15 protein-coding genes and 2 tRNA genes are annotated in these 15,321 nt (G+C 71.2%); 9 read left to right on the top strand and 8 right to left on the bottom strand.

Translation table 11 applies throughout. The annotated features are described in order from the left end of the window. Positions 1-13: 13 nt before the first annotated feature. From AB0N82_RS12285 to ligA, 3 genes are all read left to right on the top strand, one after another. Positions 14-1,207: a cysteine desulfurase family protein gene (locus AB0N82_RS12285; RefSeq protein ID WP_363391910.1), complete on the top strand. Its 1,194-nt coding sequence runs from the start codon at positions 14-16 to the stop codon at positions 1,205-1,207. 9 nt (positions 1,208-1,216) lie between these two features. After that, positions 1,217-2,314 (top strand): tRNA 2-thiouridine(34) synthase MnmA, encoded by a 1,098-nt coding sequence (mnmA, locus tag AB0N82_RS12280; RefSeq protein WP_315995545.1) that lies wholly within the window; start codon positions 1,217-1,219, stop codon positions 2,312-2,314. A 64-nt stretch (positions 2,315-2,378) separates the two neighbouring features. After that, positions 2,379-4,817: an NAD-dependent DNA ligase LigA gene (ligA, locus tag AB0N82_RS12275; RefSeq protein WP_363391908.1), complete on the top strand. Its 2,439-nt coding sequence runs from the start codon at positions 2,379-2,381 to the stop codon at positions 4,815-4,817. 104 nt (positions 4,818-4,921) lie between these two features. On the opposite strand, the gene AB0N82_RS12270 is transcribed toward ligA, so the two are convergent. Both AB0N82_RS12270 and AB0N82_RS12265 read right to left on the bottom strand, forming a co-directional pair. Next, positions 4,922-5,422 (bottom strand): hypothetical protein, encoded by a 501-nt coding sequence (locus AB0N82_RS12270; protein WP_363391906.1) that lies wholly within the window; start codon positions 5,420-5,422, stop codon positions 4,922-4,924. A gap of 171 nt (positions 5,423-5,593) precedes the next feature. After that, a complete protein-coding gene (locus AB0N82_RS12265; protein ID WP_363391904.1) occupies positions 5,594-7,273 on the bottom strand; it encodes a long-chain-fatty-acid--CoA ligase in 1,680 nt (559 codons plus the stop codon). An 82-nt stretch (positions 7,274-7,355) separates the two neighbouring features. Here AB0N82_RS12265 and gatC point away from each other — a divergent pair, with 82 nt between their 5' ends. The 6 genes from gatC to AB0N82_RS12235 all read left to right on the top strand — a co-directional run bounded on the left by gatC (position 7,356) and on the right by AB0N82_RS12235 (position 13,137). Then, complete coding sequence (gatC, locus tag AB0N82_RS12260) at positions 7,356-7,655, top strand: Asp-tRNA(Asn)/Glu-tRNA(Gln) amidotransferase subunit GatC (RefSeq protein WP_298872388.1); 300 nt, start codon at positions 7,356-7,358, stop codon at positions 7,653-7,655. Continuing rightward, the gene (gene gatA, locus AB0N82_RS12255) at positions 7,652-9,172 is read left to right on the top strand and encodes an Asp-tRNA(Asn)/Glu-tRNA(Gln) amidotransferase subunit GatA (RefSeq protein WP_363391902.1); all 1,521 of its coding nucleotides are present in this window, start codon (positions 7,652-7,654) and stop codon (positions 9,170-9,172) included. Before gatC ends, gatA begins: the two co-directional genes overlap by 4 nt. Then, complete coding sequence (gatB, locus tag AB0N82_RS12250) at positions 9,172-10,686, top strand: Asp-tRNA(Asn)/Glu-tRNA(Gln) amidotransferase subunit GatB (protein ID WP_363391900.1); 1,515 nt, start codon at positions 9,172-9,174, stop codon at positions 10,684-10,686. The genes gatA and gatB overlap by 1 nt, the downstream gene beginning before the upstream one ends. Before the next feature lie 225 nt (positions 10,687-10,911). Next, a complete protein-coding gene (locus tag AB0N82_RS12245) occupies positions 10,912-12,168 on the top strand; it encodes a DNA polymerase IV (protein WP_363391898.1) in 1,257 nt (418 codons plus the stop codon). An 80-nt stretch (positions 12,169-12,248) separates the two neighbouring features. Next, on the top strand, positions 12,249-12,569 hold the full coding sequence (locus AB0N82_RS12240; RefSeq protein ID WP_076675934.1) for a hypothetical protein: 321 nt from the start codon (positions 12,249-12,251) through the stop codon (positions 12,567-12,569). Then, entirely contained in the window at positions 12,544-13,137 is a 594-nt protein-coding gene (locus AB0N82_RS12235) for a hypothetical protein (RefSeq protein ID WP_315995554.1), read from the top strand. The genes AB0N82_RS12240 and AB0N82_RS12235 overlap by 26 nt, the downstream gene beginning before the upstream one ends. A gap of 30 nt (positions 13,138-13,167) precedes the next feature. Here the strand turns inward: AB0N82_RS12235 and AB0N82_RS12230 are convergent, their stop codons facing one another. From AB0N82_RS12230 to AB0N82_RS12205, 6 genes are all read right to left on the bottom strand, one after another. After that, complete coding sequence (locus tag AB0N82_RS12230; RefSeq protein WP_315995555.1) at positions 13,168-13,650, bottom strand: DUF2017 family protein; 483 nt, start codon at positions 13,648-13,650, stop codon at positions 13,168-13,170. Then, on the bottom strand, positions 13,647-13,955 hold the full coding sequence (gene clpS, locus AB0N82_RS12225) for an ATP-dependent Clp protease adapter ClpS (RefSeq protein ID WP_315995556.1): 309 nt from the start codon (positions 13,953-13,955) through the stop codon (positions 13,647-13,649). Before clpS ends, AB0N82_RS12230 begins: the two co-directional genes overlap by 4 nt. Continuing rightward, positions 13,946-14,293 carry a metallopeptidase family protein gene (locus tag AB0N82_RS12220; RefSeq protein WP_363392282.1) on the bottom strand — a complete coding sequence of 116 codons (348 nt, stop codon included), beginning with the start codon at positions 14,291-14,293 and terminating at the stop codon, positions 13,946-13,948. Before AB0N82_RS12220 ends, clpS begins: the two co-directional genes overlap by 10 nt. Positions 14,294-14,461: 168 nt before the next feature. Then, a tRNA-His gene (locus tag AB0N82_RS12215) sits at positions 14,462-14,537 on the bottom strand. A 36-nt stretch (positions 14,538-14,573) separates the two neighbouring features. Further along, complete coding sequence (gene orn / locus AB0N82_RS12210) at positions 14,574-15,200, bottom strand: oligoribonuclease (protein WP_315995557.1); 627 nt, start codon at positions 15,198-15,200, stop codon at positions 14,574-14,576. Between the two features lie 35 nt (positions 15,201-15,235). After that, positions 15,236-15,311: transfer RNA gene (locus AB0N82_RS12205), tRNA-Arg, on the bottom strand. Between the last annotated feature and the right edge of the window lie 10 nt (positions 15,312-15,321).

Genomic DNA, 15,321 nt, shown 5'->3' with positions numbered 1-15,321 from the left:
GGGAGGGTGGCGGATGCGGGTCTACCTCGATCACGCAGCGACGACGCCTCTTCGCGCAGAGGCGCGGGAGGCCTGGCTCGCCGCGCACGAGGTGCTCGGCAACCCCTCGTCGATCCATGGGGCGGGTCAGGATGCGCGGCGCCTGCTCGAAGACGCCCGTGACGGTCTCGCCGAGGTCCTGGGATGCCAGAGCATCGAGGTCGTGCTGACCTCGGGCGGCACGGAAGCGGCGAATCTCGCTCTGAAGGGGCTCTGGTGGGCGCGCGAGCCCGGTGCCCGTGCCCTGGTGCTGCCCGACGGCGAGCACCACGCGACCCTCGACGTCGTCGGCTGGCTCGCGGCGTCGCAGGAGGCCGAGGTCCGCTCCGTGCCCCTCGATCCGGTCGGGCGCATCGACGGCGACTCCTTCGCGGCCGCCCTGCCCGGGGCCGCTCTCGCGACGGCGCTCGTGGCCAACAACGAGGTCGGGACGATCCAGGATGCCGCGGGCCTGGCGGCAGCGGCATCCGGTGCCGGAATTCCCCTGCACCTCGACGCGGTGTCGGCGCTCGGGCAGATCCCGGTCGATTTCGCCGCGTGGCGCGGGGCCGGCTCGGCGCGCGGGGGACTGGTCGCGATGTCGGTGTCGGCGCACAAGGTCGGCGGACCCGTCGGCGTGGGCGCCGCCGTCGTGTCGCGGCACGCCACGATGACACCGCTCCTGCACGGCGGCGGTCAGCAGCGCGGGCTCCGCGCCGGGACGCAGGACGTCGCGGGTGCGGCCGGCTTCGCCGCCGCCGCACGAGCGGCCGAGGCGGAGCGCGAGCGGGAGAGCGCGCGTCTGGCGGCCCTGCGCGACCGTCTGGTGAGCGGCATCCTGCGGTCCATCCCCGCCGCGCGGCTGCTGGGCGACCCCCACGACCGCCTTCCCGGCAACGCGCACGTGCTGTTCCCGGATGCCGCCGGCGAGACGCTGCTGTTCCTGCTCGACATGGCGGGGGTCGCGGTCTCGACAGGGTCCGCCTGCCAGGCCGGGGTGGCCGAGCCCTCGCACGTGGTGCTCGCCCTGGGCCACGACGACCGTGCGGCGCGATCGGTGCTGCGCTTCACCCTTGGGCACACCTCCACGGCCGATGACGTCGAGTCCGTTCTCGCCCGGCTCCCCGACGCGTACGCGCGGGCCGTGGCATCCGGCGCATCCGGCGCCCGTTCAGCGGGCCGTTCGTAGACTGGGACGATGCGAGTTCTGGCGGCGATGAGCGGAGGCGTGGACTCCGCGGTGGCGGCGGCCCGCGCCGTGGAGGCCGGTCATGACGTGGTCGGTGTGCACTTGGCGCTCTCGCGGGCCGGCGGGACTCTTCGCGCCGGGAGCCGCGGCTGCTGCACGATCGAGGACGCCATGGACGCGCGCCGCGCGGCCGACAAGCTCGGGATGCCCTTCTACGTGTGGGACTTCTCGGAGCGCTTCCGTGACGACGTCATCGAGGACTTCGTGTCGGAGTACCGCGCGGGCCGCACCCCCAACCCCTGCATGCGGTGCAACGAGAAGATCAAGTTCGCCGCCCTCCTCGAGCGCGCGATCGAGCTCGGCTTCGACGCCGTCTGCACCGGCCACTACGCCACCCTCGTCGACACTCCGGAGGGTCGCGAACTGCACCGGGCCTCGGATGCCGCGAAGGACCAGTCCTACGTGCTCGGCGTGCTGACGGCCGAGCAGCTCGCGCACACGTACTTCCCGCTCGGGTCGACCCCCTCGAAGGCGGTCGTGCGTGCGGAGGCCCAGGCGCGGGGACTCACCGTCGCGCACAAGCCCGACAGCCACGACATCTGCTTCATCCCCGACGGCGACACGCGCGGCTGGCTCGCCGACAAGGTGGGCGCCGAGCGCGGTGACATCCTCGACCGCACGGGCGCCGTCGTGGGCACCCACGAGGGGGCGCACGCCTTCACCGTGGGGCAGCGACGCGGACTGCAGCTGGGGGTTCCGGCATCCGATGGGAAGCCCCGGTTCGTGCTCGAGGTGCGCCCGGTGAACAACACCGTCGTGGTGGGACCGAAGGAAGCCCTGGCCTGCAGCGAGATCGCCGGGGAGCGCTTCACCTGGGCGGGCCGCGCGCCGTCGGCGTCGACCTTCGCCTGTCACGTGCAGATCCGGGCTCACGCCGACCCGGTGCCGGCCGCCGCCGTGCTCGAGGACGGGGTCGTGACCGTGCGACCCGAGACGCCGTTCGACGGTGTCGCACCCGGGCAGACCGCCGTGCTGTACGACGGGACGCGCGTGATCGGTCAGTTCACCATCGACCGGACGGTGTCGGCGGTTCCGGTCGAGGTCTGACGCGTTCGACGTCGCGCGGTGGTGCGCGCCCAGGGCAGAACGGCGCGCGGCAAGGGCCGCGGCGATGTCGGAGGCCCTCCCTAAGCTGGATGCCGTGACTGAGCTCCCCGACATCCCCCTCGACGCGGCGCGCGCCGAATGGACCGACCTGGCCCAGCGCGTGCTCGACGCGCGCGACGCGTACTACGGGCGCGACGCCGAACTCGTCGACGATGCGACGTACGACGGATGGATGCATCGGCTCGAGGCCCTGGAGCGCCGCTATCCCGAGCTGCAGGGGCAGGACAGTCCGACGCAGTCCGTCGGAGCCGCCGAGGCGACCGACCTCGTGACGATCGAGCACGCCGAGCGCATGCTGAGTCTCGACAACGTGTTCTCACCCGACGAGCTGCGCGATTGGGCGGTCAAGACGCAGGCGTCGGCGGGCCGGCCCGTGCAGTGGCTCAGCGAGTTGAAGATCGACGGGCTCGCGATCAACCTCCGCTACGAGAACGGCGTCCTGACTTCGGCGGCGACGCGCGGAGACGGCCGCGTCGGCGAGATCGTGACCGAGAACGCCCTGCGCGTGACCGGCATCCCTCGCGAGCTGTCGGGCGAGGGGCATCCGGCCCTCGTCGAGGTGCGCGGCGAGGTGTTCATCCCCGTCGCCGCGTTCGAGAACCTCAACCGTCTGCAGGGCGAGTACCGCGAGCGCGCGATCGCCGAGGCGCGTGAGCGCTCCGCGGGACGACGCGGAGGGCGGGCGTTCGACGAAGAGAAGGCGGAGCTCGCCGCGGCGCGCCGCTTCCCGGCCTTCGCGAATCCGCGCAACGCGGCGAGCGGCGGGCTGCGGCAGCAGATCGAGAAGAAGAGCGGTCTCGAGCTCGAGGCCGGGCTCGCCCGTATCGCCTCGCTGGCCCTGTACGTGCACGGAATCGGCGCCTGGCCCGATCCGCCGGTGGCGGCGCAGAGCGAGATCTACGATCTGCTGAAGGGATGGGGCCTGCCGACCTCGCCGTACAGCAAGGTCGAGGCCTCGATCGACGGCGTCCTCGACTTCGTCGCCCATCACGGTGAGCATCGGCATGACGTCGAGCACGAGATCGACGGTGTCGTCGTCAAGGTCGATGAACTTGCCCTCCACGACGAGCTCGGCGCCACGAGCCGTGCGCCCCGCTGGGCGATCGCGTACAAGTACCCGCCCGAGCAGGTCAACACGAAGCTGCTCGACATCGTCGTGTCGGTCGGCCGCACCGGGCGCGCCACGCCGTTCGCCGTGATGGAGCCCGCCAAGGTGGCCGGAAGCGTCGTGCGCCAGGCGACGCTTCACAACCAGGACGTCGTGAAGGTCAAGGGCGTGCTCATCGGCGACACCGTCGTGCTGCGCAAGGCGGGCGACGTCATCCCCGAGGTGCTCGGTCCCGTCGTCGAGCTGCGCGACGGCACCGAGCGGGCCTTCGTCATGCCCGCCGACTGCCCGGAGTGCGGCACGCCGCTGCGCCCGGCGAAAGAGGGCGACATCGACCTGCGGTGCCCGAACGCGCGTTCGTGCCCCGCGCAGGTCCGAGGTCGCGTCGAGCACATCGGCTCGCGTGGTGCCCTCGACATCGAGGCGCTCGGCGAGGTGACGGCCGCCGCCCTCACGCAACCAGAGGTTCCCGAGCGCCCGCCGCTCGACACCGAGGCCGGGCTGTTCGATCTCACCGTCGACGAGCTGGTCCCCATCGAGGTCGTCGTCCGCGACTCCGAGACGGGGGAGCGCAAAGTCGACGCCGACACGGGCGAGCTGGTGCGACGCGCACCGTTCCAGAAGCTCGGCCCCGCGACCTACCCGCCCGGATCCGAAGACCTCGACCCCGCGGAGCGCCGCCGTCGTGGCATCCGGAAGGACTACCGCGAGGTGCGCCCCTCGGAGCAGGCGACCAAGCTGGTCGCCGAGCTGGAGAAGGCCAAGACCAAAGACCTGTGGCGCCTGCTCGTCTCCCTGAACATCCGTCACGTGGGTCCGGTCGCCGCGCGCGCTCTCGCGCAGTGGTTCGGATCGCTGGATGCCATCCGGGCGGCCACGCGGGAAGAGCTCGCCGCCGTCGAGGGGGTCGGCGGCATCATCGCCGACGCGGTGATCGATTGGTTCGAGGTCGACTGGCATCGCGAGATCGTCGAGCGCTGGCAGGTGGCCGGCGTGCGCTTCTCGATCCCCGGCCACCCAGGCCCGGGCGCCGCCGCCGCGGCGGGGGGCGTGCTCGCGGGCGTCACCGTGGTCGCGACCGGTTCTCTCGACGGCTACACGCGCGAAGGAGCTCAAGAAGCGATCATCTCGGCGGGTGGCAAGGCCGCGTCGAGCGTGTCGAAGAAGACGGACTTCGTCGCCGCCGGCCCGGGTGCCGGATCCAAGCTCGCCAAGGCCGAGGAACTGGGGCTGCGCATCCTCGACGCGGCGCAGTTCAAGATCCTGGTCGAGCAGGGGCCCGCCGCGCTCGACGGCGCGAGGTCGGAGGGTGACGCGGAGGCGCCGACCGAATGACGGGGGAAGGGCGGGGCCGAAGCCCCGCCCTTCCCCTTTGCGGGACCGCAGCCCCGCCCTTCCGGCTCGCGGGACCGCAGCCCCGCCCTTCCGGCTGCTGCCCGTCAGCCGGCGCAGGCCGTGCCGGCCTGTGTGAAGCTCTCCTGCAGTGCGGTGATCTGCTCACCCAGCCCACTCGCTTTGCTCGGGTCGGCCATGACCCCCTCGAGGAACGTGACGTACTGGTCGAGGGTCTGAGTGGCGTTCTGCGCCGCGGGGGCGATCTCCGCGTTCGTGATCTGCGAGAAGTCGCCCTTCACCTTGCTCGCGAGCTCCTTGAAGCGGGTGACCGCAGCCTGGGGATCCGACGTGTCGATGTCGCCACTGGCGGAGGTGACGTCGTTGAACGACGTGATGATGATCTGGCAGGCGTCCTGCTTCGACTGGTCTCCGGCCGGCGCGACCGGTGCCTGCGACGGCGTCGGGGCGGAGCCCGATGCGACGCTGCTCGGCGCCGAGCTCTCCTGCGCGGCGGAGTCCGCATCCGAGGATCCGCCCCCGGAACACCCCGCCAGGAGCAGAGCGGTCGCGGCGACGGCGGCGAACGAGGCGCGTTTGATGATCATGTGAGTCCCCCCAAAGGTCACGGCCGGGCCAGGGATCGGCCCGTCGCCCCACGGTAGCGAAGCCGCGCTCATCGGCACGGATCCGGTTACCCCCTTGCGCGGAGCGGGTCGCATCCCCCTCGGACGGTCGTGCGCCGAGGACCGGTCGCCGGGCAGCCCCGCGGCGCCCCCTCAGTCCGCCAGCAGCGTCTCCCGCACCTGACGGCGCAGGACTTTGCCGATGAGCGAGCGCGGGAGGTCGTCGACGATCACGATGCGACGGGGCACCTTGTACGGCGTCAGGATGCCGCGCGCGAACGCCCGGACCGCTTCGACGTCGAGTTCGCCGGCGACGGTCGGCACGACGGCCGCGACGACCTCCTCGCCCGAGTGCTCGCTCGGCAGGCCCACGACGGCGACGTCGGCGACGCCGGGGTGCTGACGCAGCACGTTCTCGACCTCGGTGGGAGCGACGTTGAACCCGCCGGTGATGATGAGCTCCTTGATGCGGTCGACGATGCGGACGAAGCCGCCCTCGTCGATCGTGACGATGTCGCCGGTGCGGAACCAGCCGTCGACGAACACCGCGTCGGTCTCCTCCGGCTTGCCGTAGTAGCCCGAGAACACCTGCGGTCCGCGCACGAGGAGCTCGCCGCGCTCGACGTCGGTCCGCGGGTCGTCGGGGTCGACGACCCGGCACTCGGTTCCCGGCAGCGGGAGTCCGACCGTCCCCGCGACACGGTTGTCGGCGACGGGGTTGGCCATGAGCACGGGGGAGCACTCGCTCAGCCCGTACCCCTCGACCAGGTATCCGCCCGTGGCCTCCTCGAAGGGGACGACCAGCTCGTGCGGCAGCGCCATGGCGCCGGAGATGGCCACGTCGGTGCCGGCGAGCGACACGCCCCGCTCCCGGGCGGCGGCCAACAACCGCTCGGCGATGGGGGGAACGAGCGGCAGAAAGGTCGCCGGATGCTTCTTCGTCACGGCGAGCACGAGGTCGGCGTCGAACTTCGGGAAGAGCACCAGCCGGGCGCCCATCGACATCGCGAAGGTGAGGCAGAGAGTGAGGCCGTAGGCGTGGAACATCGGCAGCACCGCGTAGACGACGCATCCCTCTCCCCGCACGATCTGCGGGACCCAGGCCCGCGCCTGCGCGGCATTGGCCAGCAGGTTGGCGTGGGTGAGCATGGCGCCCTTGGGCGTGCCCGTGGTGCCGCTCGTGTACTGGATGATGGCGAGGTCGGACGTGACCGGGCGCGGATGCGAGGCGGGCAGAGGTGCGTGGCGCACGACGTCGTCCCATCCCACTGCGCCCTTGGTGGCGGCGTGCAGAGCTGCGCGGGATTCGCGGGCCTTCGCGACCGGCAGACGCAGCGCGAGACGCGTCGTCCATGGCATCGCCCGGGTCACGTCCACCGAGATGAGGGTGTCCAGGCGCAGATCGGCCGGGAACTCCTGCACGGTCGCCACGACCTTGCTCCACACGATCGCGTGCTTCGCCCCGTGGTCCTCGAACTGCTTGCGCAGCTCCCGGGCGGTGTAGAGCGGATTGTGCTCGACCACGACCGCTCCGAGCCGCAGCACGGCGTAGAACGCGACGATGTGCTGCGGGCAGTTGGGCAGCACGAGCGCCACCGGGTCCCCCGCACGCACACCGTGCGCGGCGAGGGCCGCCGCGGCGCGCGCGATCTGCTCCGACATCTCGGCGTAGGTGGTCTCGCGTCCGAAGAACTGCAGGGCCGGGGCGTCGGGGTAGTCGCGCGTGGAGGCGTCGACGATGTCGAGGAGCGACCCCGTCTGCGCTTCCAGGTCTTCGGGCACCCCCGCGGCATAGCTCGAGGTCCAGGGTCGCGGCGGATCGAAGCTCGTCACCCGGCCAGCCTAGGGCGGCGTTCCGGTGGGAGCCAGGCGGCGCGCGACGGGGAGGAGACCGTCTGCGAACTAGACTCGGGGGGTGTCTGAAATCACTCCTGATCTCGTGCGCCATCTCGGTGTGCTCGCCCGGATCCAGTTGAATGACGAGGAGGTCCAGAGCCTCACCGGCCAGCTGGATGCCATCGTCGACAACATTGCGAAGGTGTCCGAGGTGGCGACGCCCGACGTGGCGGCCACGAGCCACCCGATCCCGCTCGAGAACGTCTTCCGCCCCGACGTCGTCCAGCAGCAGCTGACGCGCGAGCAGGTGCTGCAGAACGCCCCCGACCAGGCCGACGGCCGTTTCCGTGTGACCGCGATCCTGGGAGAAGAGCAGTGACCGACCTCACTCGCCTGACCGCGGCCGACCTGGCCGCCAAACTCGCCTCGTCCGAGGTGTCGAGCGTCGAAGCCACGCAGGCGCACCTCGACCGCATCGCCGCCGTCGACGGCGACGTCCACGCCTTCCTGCACGTGAGCGATCACGCGCTCGAGGTCGCGGCCGACATCGATCGCCGTCGCGCCGCGGGCGAGCATCTCCACGAGCTCGCGGGTGTCCCGCTCGCCGTCAAGGACGTGCTCGTCACCACCGACATGCCCTCCACGAGCGGATCGAAGATCCTCGAGGGCTACATGTCGCCCTACGACGCCACGGTCGTCGCGCGTTCCCGTGCGGCCGGCCTCGTGCCCCTCGGCAAGACGAACATGGACGAATTCGCGATGGGCTCCTCGACGGAGTTCTCGGCCTACGGTCCCACCCGCAACCCCTGGGACCTCGATCGCATCCCCGGAGGCTCCGGCGGCGGGTCGGCGGCGGCCGTCGCCGCGTTCGAGGCGCCCCTGGCCCTCGGCTCCGACACCGGCGGCTCGATCCGTCAGCCCGCGCACGTCACCGGCACGGTGGGCGTCAAGCCCACGTACGGCGGGGTCAGCCGCTACGGCGCGATCGCCCTGGCATCCAGCCTCGACCAGGTCGGTCCGGTCACGCGCACCGTCCTCGATGCGGGCCTGCTGCACGACGTCATCGGCGGGCACGACCCGAACGACTCGACCTCGCTCTCCGACGCGTGGCCGTCGTTCGCCGCAGCCGCCCGCGAGGGCGCGACCGGAGAGGTCCTCAAGGGCCTCAAGGTCGGCGTCATCCGTGAGCTCGACGACCGTGGCTTCCAGAAGGGCGTGTCGGACTCGTTCCGCGCGTCGCTGGCGGCCATGCAGGCCCAGGGGGCCGAGATCGTGGAGATCAGCGCCCCGCACTTCGAATACGGCGTCGCGGCGTACTACCTGATCCTCCCCGCGGAGGCGTCGAGCAACCTCGCCAAGTTCGACTCGGTGCGCTTCGGTCTGCGAGTCACGCCGCAGGGCACCCCCACGGTCGAGAACGTCATGGCCGCGACGCGCGATGCCGGGTTCGGTCCCGAGGTCAAGCGCCGCATCATCCTCGGTACGTACGCGCTGTCGGCGGGTTACTACGACGCGTACTACGGCAGCGCCCAGAAGGTGCGCACGCTCATCCAGCAGGACTTCGACGCGGCGTTCGCGCACGTCGACGTCATCGCGACTCCGTCGGCTCCCACCACGGCGTTCCGCCTGGGGGAGAAGCTCGACGACCCGCTGCAGATGTACCTCAACGACGTGACCACGATCCCGGCGAACCTCGCCGGCGTCCCGGGCATCTCGATCCCGAGCGGCCTGGCGGACGACGACGGGCTGCCCGTCGGCATCCAGTTCCTCGCCCCCGCCCGCGAGGACGCGCGTCTGTACCGCGTCGGTGCCGCGCTCGAGGCGCTGCTGGTCGACCAGTGGGGCGGACCGCTGCTCGACAAAGCCCCTTCTCTCACGAACGGAGCGTCCCTCTGATGGCCAAAGACGCACTCATGGACTTCGACGAGGCGCTCGAGCTGTTCGAGCCCGTCCTCGGTTTCGAGGTGCACGTCGAGCTGAACACCGCGACCAAGATGTTCTCGGCCGCTCCCAACCCCGCCAACGAGGCCCACCACGGCGCCGAGCCCAACACGCTCGTCGCCCCGGTCGACATGGGCCTGCCGGGTGCGCTGCCCGTGGTCAACGCCGAGGCGATCCGCTCCTCGATCAGCCTGGGCCTCGCCCTCGGCTGCTCGATCGCGCCCTCGAGCCGTTTTGCGCGGAAGAACTACTTCTACCCCGACCTCGGCAAGAACTACCAGATCTCGCAGTACGACGAGCCGATCGCCTTCGAGGGCTCGGTCGAGGTCGAGCTCGAGGACGGCACCATCGTCACCGTGCCGATCGAGCGAGCCCACATGGAAGAGGATGCCGGCAAGCTCACCCACATGGGTGGCGCGACCGGTCGCATCCAGGGCGCCGAGTACTCGCTCGTCGACTACAACCGCGCGGGTGTGCCGCTCGTCGAGATCGTCACGAAGCCGATCTTCGGCGCGGAGCACTCCGCTCCGGCGCTTGCGAAGGCCTACGTCGCGACGATCCGCGACATCGTGCGCGGTCTCGGCATCTCGGAGGCGCGGCTGGAGCGCGGAAACCTCCGCTGCGACGCGAACGTCTCGCTGCGCCCCCGCGGGCAAGAGAAGCTGGGCACACGCACCGAGACGAAGAACGTCAACTCCATGCGCTCGGTCGAGCGCGCGGTGCGGTACGAGATCCAGCGTCAGGCCGCGATCCTCGCCAAGGGCGGGACGATCACGCAGGAGACGCGCCACTGGCACGAGGACACCGGTCGCACCTCTCCCGGTCGCCCCAAGTCGGATGCCGACGACTACCGCTACTTCCCCGAGCCCGACCTGCTGCCGGTCGTGCCCGCGCCCGCGCTGATCGAGGAACTGCGCGCCGCGCTGCCGGAGCCCCCGGCCGCTCGCCGTCGTCGCCTCAAGGCCGAGTGGGGCTTCACCGACCTCGAGTTCCAGGACGTCGCGAACGGCGGGCTGCTCGACGCGGTCGCCGACACGATCGCCGCGGGCGCCGCCCCCGCCTCGGCGCGCAAATGGTGGACGGGCGAGATCACGCGCGTCGCCAATGCACAGGAGCGCGACGCCGCCGACCTCGTGTCGCCCGCGAACGTCGCCGCGCTGCAGAAGCTCGTCGATGAGGGAACGCTCACCGACAAGCTCGCGCGCCAGGTGCTCGAGGGCGTCATCGCCGGAGAGGGCACCCCGCAGGAGGTCGTCGACGCCCGAGGCCTCGCCGTGGTCTCCGACGACGGGGCGCTCATCGCCGCGATCGACGACGCCCTCGCCGCCCAGCCGGACGTGCTCGCGAAGATCCGCGACGGCAAGGTGCAGGCCGCCGGCGCCGTCATCGGGGCGGTCATGAAGGCCATGAAGGGCCAGGCCGACGCCGCGCGCGTGCGCGAGCTCGTGCTGGAGCGCGCCGCGCAGTAAGACACCGGATGCCACGGCCCCGGCGCTCCACGCGCGCGGGGCCGTGGCATCCGTCGTTCGCGGGGCGTTCCGCGGGGTGCCGACGGGGATCGTCGACCCGCCCTCGGTCAGCTGAGCCGCGGAATCGCTACGGAGCGGGGCAGATCGCCGTAGGCGGATCGCTGACTCGAGGGGTCGTCGCCCGCGCCGACCTCGATGTCGGAGGTCCGGGGGACAATGGACGCCATGGGACGCGGAGACGGCACGGGGCGCATCGTCTCGCGACCCGACGCCGACGACACGGGCACCGGCATCCTGCACGTCGACATGGATGCCTTCTTCGCGTCGGTGGCCGTGCTCGACGATCCGTCGCTCGCGGGCAAGCCGCTCATCATCGGCGGTTCCGAGGGGCGCGGCGTCGTCTCGAGCGCCTCGTACGAGGCACGCCGCTACGGCGTGAAGTCCGCCATGCCCGTGGCGATCGCACTGCGCCTGTGCCCCACCGCGATCGTGGTCAACCCGCCGTACCACCGCTACACAGAGATGTCGCGGCAGGTGATGGCGATCTTCCACGACGTCACTCCGCTGGTCGAACCGCTCTCGATCGACGAGGCGTTCCTCGACGTGCGCGGGGCGCGTCGGCTGTGGGGGAGTCCGGGCACGATCGCGCGCGACCTGCGAGCCCGCGTGCTCGCGGAGACCGGTCTCACGTGCAGCATCGGCGTCGCGGCCACCAAACACGTTGCCAAGATGGCCTCCACCATCTCCAAGCCCGACGGCCTGCTCGTCGTGGCGGCCGCCGACACGGAGGCGTTCCTGCGGCCGCGGTCCGTCCGCGCCCTGTGGGGAGTGGGGCCCAAGGCCGCCGAGGCTCTGGAGGCCCGCGGCATCCGTCTCATCTCCGACATCCTCGACACACCGCGGCACGCGCTCGATCAGGTTCTGGGGGCGGCGATGGGGGAGCGCATCTGGCACCTGTCGCGCGGGATCGACGCACGCGAAGTGCACACGGGTCGGTCCGAGAAGAGCGTCGGCCACGAGGAGACGTTCCACACCGACATCTCCGACACGCGCACGCTTCACGTGGAGCTGCGCCGCCTCGCCGACCGGGTCGGAGCGCGCCTGCGGACGCAGCAGTACGAGGCCGCGACGATCTCGATCAAAGTCCGCTTCTCCGACTTCACCACGTTGAGCCGCTCGCGCACGCTGCCCGAGCCCACCTCGGTCGGACAACGCATCGGCGACGCGGCGATCGACCTGTTCGACTCGATCGACCGCCTCCAGGCCGTCCGGCTGGTGGGGGTGCGTGGCGAGAAGCTCAAGCCGGCGGCCATGGCCGCGACGCTCTGGGACGACGACGCCGAATGGCGACGGGTCGAGGGCGCCCTCGACGGCGCGGCTGCGCGGTTCGGCCGTGGAGCCGTGACCCGCGGGTCGTTGCTGGGACCGTCGCGAGGGGGCGGCGCCCTGCCGACGAACCCGCGGCCGTCGTACGACCACTGACGACGAGCGAGACCCTCGCACGAGCCGTGACGGCGCGCAACGCCCTGCGGCCCGGCGAGGCGGGCCGCTACGGTGGGGGCATGCCCAACATCGCATTGGAACTCGGCAAGCAGGCCACCAGCTTCGGCGTCACCTCCGCGTACGGGGAGCAGCAGGACGTGGACGGCGTGCGCATCGTCCCCGTCGCGCTCACCTGGGCCGGGTACGGCGGCGGCTCGGACGAGCAGGGCAACGGTGGAGGCGGGGGAGGCGGATACACCCTCCCGCTCGGCGCCTACATCCGCCGCGGCGACGACCTGCGGTTCGACCCGAACCTCGTGTCGCTGCTCGCCGTCGGCATCCCGTTCGTGTGGGTCGCCGGTCGCGCGCTCAGCCGTGTCATCCGCGCCCTCAAGAAGTAACACGGACCCGGTCGACGAGGCCCTCACCGCGGCGGTGGCCGCGGTCTCGGCGCGTATCACGGCGGTCGGCGCACCGAACCCGGCCGTCGTCATCGACGGACGCAGCGGCGCCGGCAAGAGCTCGCTCGCACGGCGGCTGGTGTCGGCGTGGCCCGGTCGCGGGCGCGTGCAGCTCGTCGCGCTCGACGACGTCTATCCGGGGTGGGACGGGCTCGCCGAGGGCGTGGCCTACGCCCGGGAGGTGATCCTGCTGCCCCATGCCCGTGGACTGCTCGGCGTCTGGGAACGGTGGGATTGGGAGGCCGGGACGCGCGCCGAGGCGTACGCGGTGGACCCCTCGCTTCCGCTGGTCGTCGAGGGGGCGGGCATCCTCACCCCCGAGGTCGCGCGGCTGGCCGACGTCTCGGTCTGGGTGGAGGCGCCGACCGACTCGCGCCGGCACCGCGCGCTCGAGCGCGACGGCGACACCTATCGCCCGCACTGGCGGCGCTGGGCGCTCCAAGAGGACGCCCACCTCGACGCCCACAGCCCGGCTGAGCGTGCCGACGTGCGCGTTCGCATCCCCTGACACCTCCGCCGAGGCCGACCCGACCCGGGCTCAGGGGCGTTCGAGAGCGGCCATGAGGCCGTCGAGGCGATAGCCGATCCAGTCATAGACCCCGAACCTCGGATCGTCGGGCTGGTGATCGTCTTCGTCCTGGATGCCGAGTCTCGTGGCGAGCACGAGGCGCACCGCCGACAGCGTGCGCATCCACGCGAGGGCTTCCCCTTCGCCCAGGGCGACGGCGATCGTCGCATCCGGGTCGCCCGCGGGGGTGGGCTCACCGCCGTCGGCGCCCAGCGTCTGAAGGACGGTTGCGGCATCCTGGGAGCGCCGCTCGATCAGGTCGCCTCCGGTGAGCCGACGGAACTCGCGACTGGCGGCTTCGTCGTCGGGGTAGGCGTCGGGCATCAGTCGCGCCACGGCCGGGTCGTCGTCGGTGCGGGAGTCGGCGAGGAGATCGCGGAACTGCCCGACGATGCCGGCGAGGTGGAGGGCTTCGAGACCGCTGATCTCGAGGACGACGATCCGCTCGCTCACGAGGGGTCCTTCCTGACGGTGGCCCAGAGACCGAAGTCGTGCATGGCCTGGGTATGGGCTTCCATGACCTCGCGCGGACCGCGTGCGACGACGGCGTGACCGTCGTGGTGCACAGCCAACATGAGGCGGTGGGCCGTCGCGGCGTCGAAGCCGAAGTAGGTGCGGAAGACGTGGCTCACGTAGCTCATGAGGTTCACGGGGTCGTTCCAGACGACCGTCTGCCACGACGACGGCGGCTGGGCGTCGAGGTCGCGTTCGACGTCGGAATCCAGGTCGGGCGAAGCGAGGCCGGCCATCACGCCCACCCGAGTTCGTGCAGGCGGTCGTCGTCGATGCCGTAGAAGTGCGCGATCTCGTGCACGAGAGTGGTGTGGATCTCGTCGCGCAGGTCGTCCTCGTCGGTACAGGCGGCGAGGTGCGGTTCGCGGTAGACGATGATGCGGTCGGGCAGCTCGCCGACGCCGTAACGGTCGCGCTCGGTGAGCGCCCATCCGTCGTAGAGCCCGAGGAGATCGAGCGAGCCGTCCTCGGGACGGTCCTCGACGACGAACACGACGTTGTCGAGACCCTCGACCATGTCGTCGGGGAGGCGGTCGAGTTCGTCGACGACGAGCTGCTCGAACGCCTCCGGCGACATGACCATCGCGGGGCGCGCGTCGACGTCGTCGTTCACGTGGCCTCCCGGGTGTCGAAGCGAGGGGCGGATGCCGCATCCGTGCGGGCGGCGTCCACCGAACGATTCTACGGGCGTGGGGGAGGCGGCATCCGGAAATGCAGAAGCCCGGCGCGATCTCGGCCGGGCTTCTGTGAGTGGGGTGGCTAACGGGACTTGAACCCGCGGCCCCCGCGACCACAACGCGGTGCTCTACCAACTGAGCTATAGCCACCATGTGTCCTCGGAAGAAGACAACTGAAAGATTATGTCACACGTCGAGGGCGAACGACGACACTGCCGACGCTGACACGGCCTTCGCCTCGTCGCTCGTGGGGCCGGGCTGGGGCACGAACACGGCGGCGCGGTAGTAGGCGAGCTCGCGGACGGACTCGCGGATGTCGGCGAGGGCGCGGTGGCCGCCGTTCTTCGCGGGGGCCTGGAAGTAGGCGCGCGGGTACCACCGGCGCGAGAGCTCCTTGATGCTCGACACATCCACGTTGCGGTAGTGCAGCCAGCGGTCGACACGCGGCATGTACTTCGCGAGGAACATGCGGTCGGTGCCGATGGTGTTGCCCGCGAGCGGCGCCTTGCCTTCGACCGGCGCGAAGCGCTGGATGTACTCGAGCGTCTGGAACTCGGCATCCGCGAGGCTGACGCCGTTCGGGATCTCGTCGAGCAGTCCCGACGACCGGTGCATCTCGGTGACGAACTCGCCCATGTTGGCCAGGGCGGAGTCGTCGGGCTTGATGACGATCTGGAAGCCCGGATCGAGCACGTTCAGCTCGAAATCGGTGACGACGACGGCGATCTCGACGAGCTCGTCGACGCCGAGGTCGAGGCCGGTCATCTCGCAGTCGATCCAGACGAGCCGGTCGTTCTCGGAGGCGTTTACCATCCCCACATCCTACTGAGGGGGTGCGACACCGGTTCTGGTCCCCCAGACACGATTCGAACGTGTGACCGGCGGATTAGAAGGCCGCTGCTCTATCCACTGAGCTACTGGGGGTCGTCGGTCC

The sequence above is a fragment of the Microbacterium sp. NPDC089186 genome (assembly GCF_040685115.1).
GTDB lineage: Bacteria > Actinomycetota > Actinomycetes > Actinomycetales > Microbacteriaceae > Microbacterium > Microbacterium galbum.
The sequence above is the reverse complement of the archived record's forward strand: the minus strand, read 5'-3'. Positions and strand labels throughout refer to the sequence as shown.

Excerpts from the sequence above, each read along its gene's own strand:
- mnmA (WP_315995545.1), top strand. The coding sequence starts at position 1,217 with ATGCGAGTTCTGGCGGCGATGAGCGGAGGCGTGGACTCCGCGGTGGCG.
- AB0N82_RS12220 (WP_363392282.1), bottom strand. The coding sequence starts at position 14,293 with ATGGTCATGTCGCCGGAGGCGTTCGAGCAGCTCGTCGTCGACGAACTC.
- AB0N82_RS12270 (WP_363391906.1), bottom strand. The coding sequence starts at position 5,422 with ATGATCATCAAACGCGCCTCGTTCGCCGCCGTCGCCGCGACCGCTCTG.
- AB0N82_RS12245 (WP_363391898.1), top strand. The coding sequence starts at position 10,912 with ATGGGACGCGGAGACGGCACGGGGCGCATCGTCTCGCGACCCGACGCC.
- AB0N82_RS12285 (WP_363391910.1), top strand. The coding sequence starts at position 14 with ATGCGGGTCTACCTCGATCACGCAGCGACGACGCCTCTTCGCGCAGAG.
- AB0N82_RS12240 (WP_076675934.1), top strand. The coding sequence starts at position 12,249 with ATGCCCAACATCGCATTGGAACTCGGCAAGCAGGCCACCAGCTTCGGC.
- orn (WP_315995557.1), bottom strand. The coding sequence starts at position 15,200 with ATGGTAAACGCCTCCGAGAACGACCGGCTCGTCTGGATCGACTGCGAG.
- ligA (WP_363391908.1), top strand. The coding sequence starts at position 2,379 with ATGTCGGAGGCCCTCCCTAAGCTGGATGCCGTGACTGAGCTCCCCGAC.
- gatB (WP_363391900.1), top strand. The coding sequence starts at position 9,172 with ATGGCCAAAGACGCACTCATGGACTTCGACGAGGCGCTCGAGCTGTTC.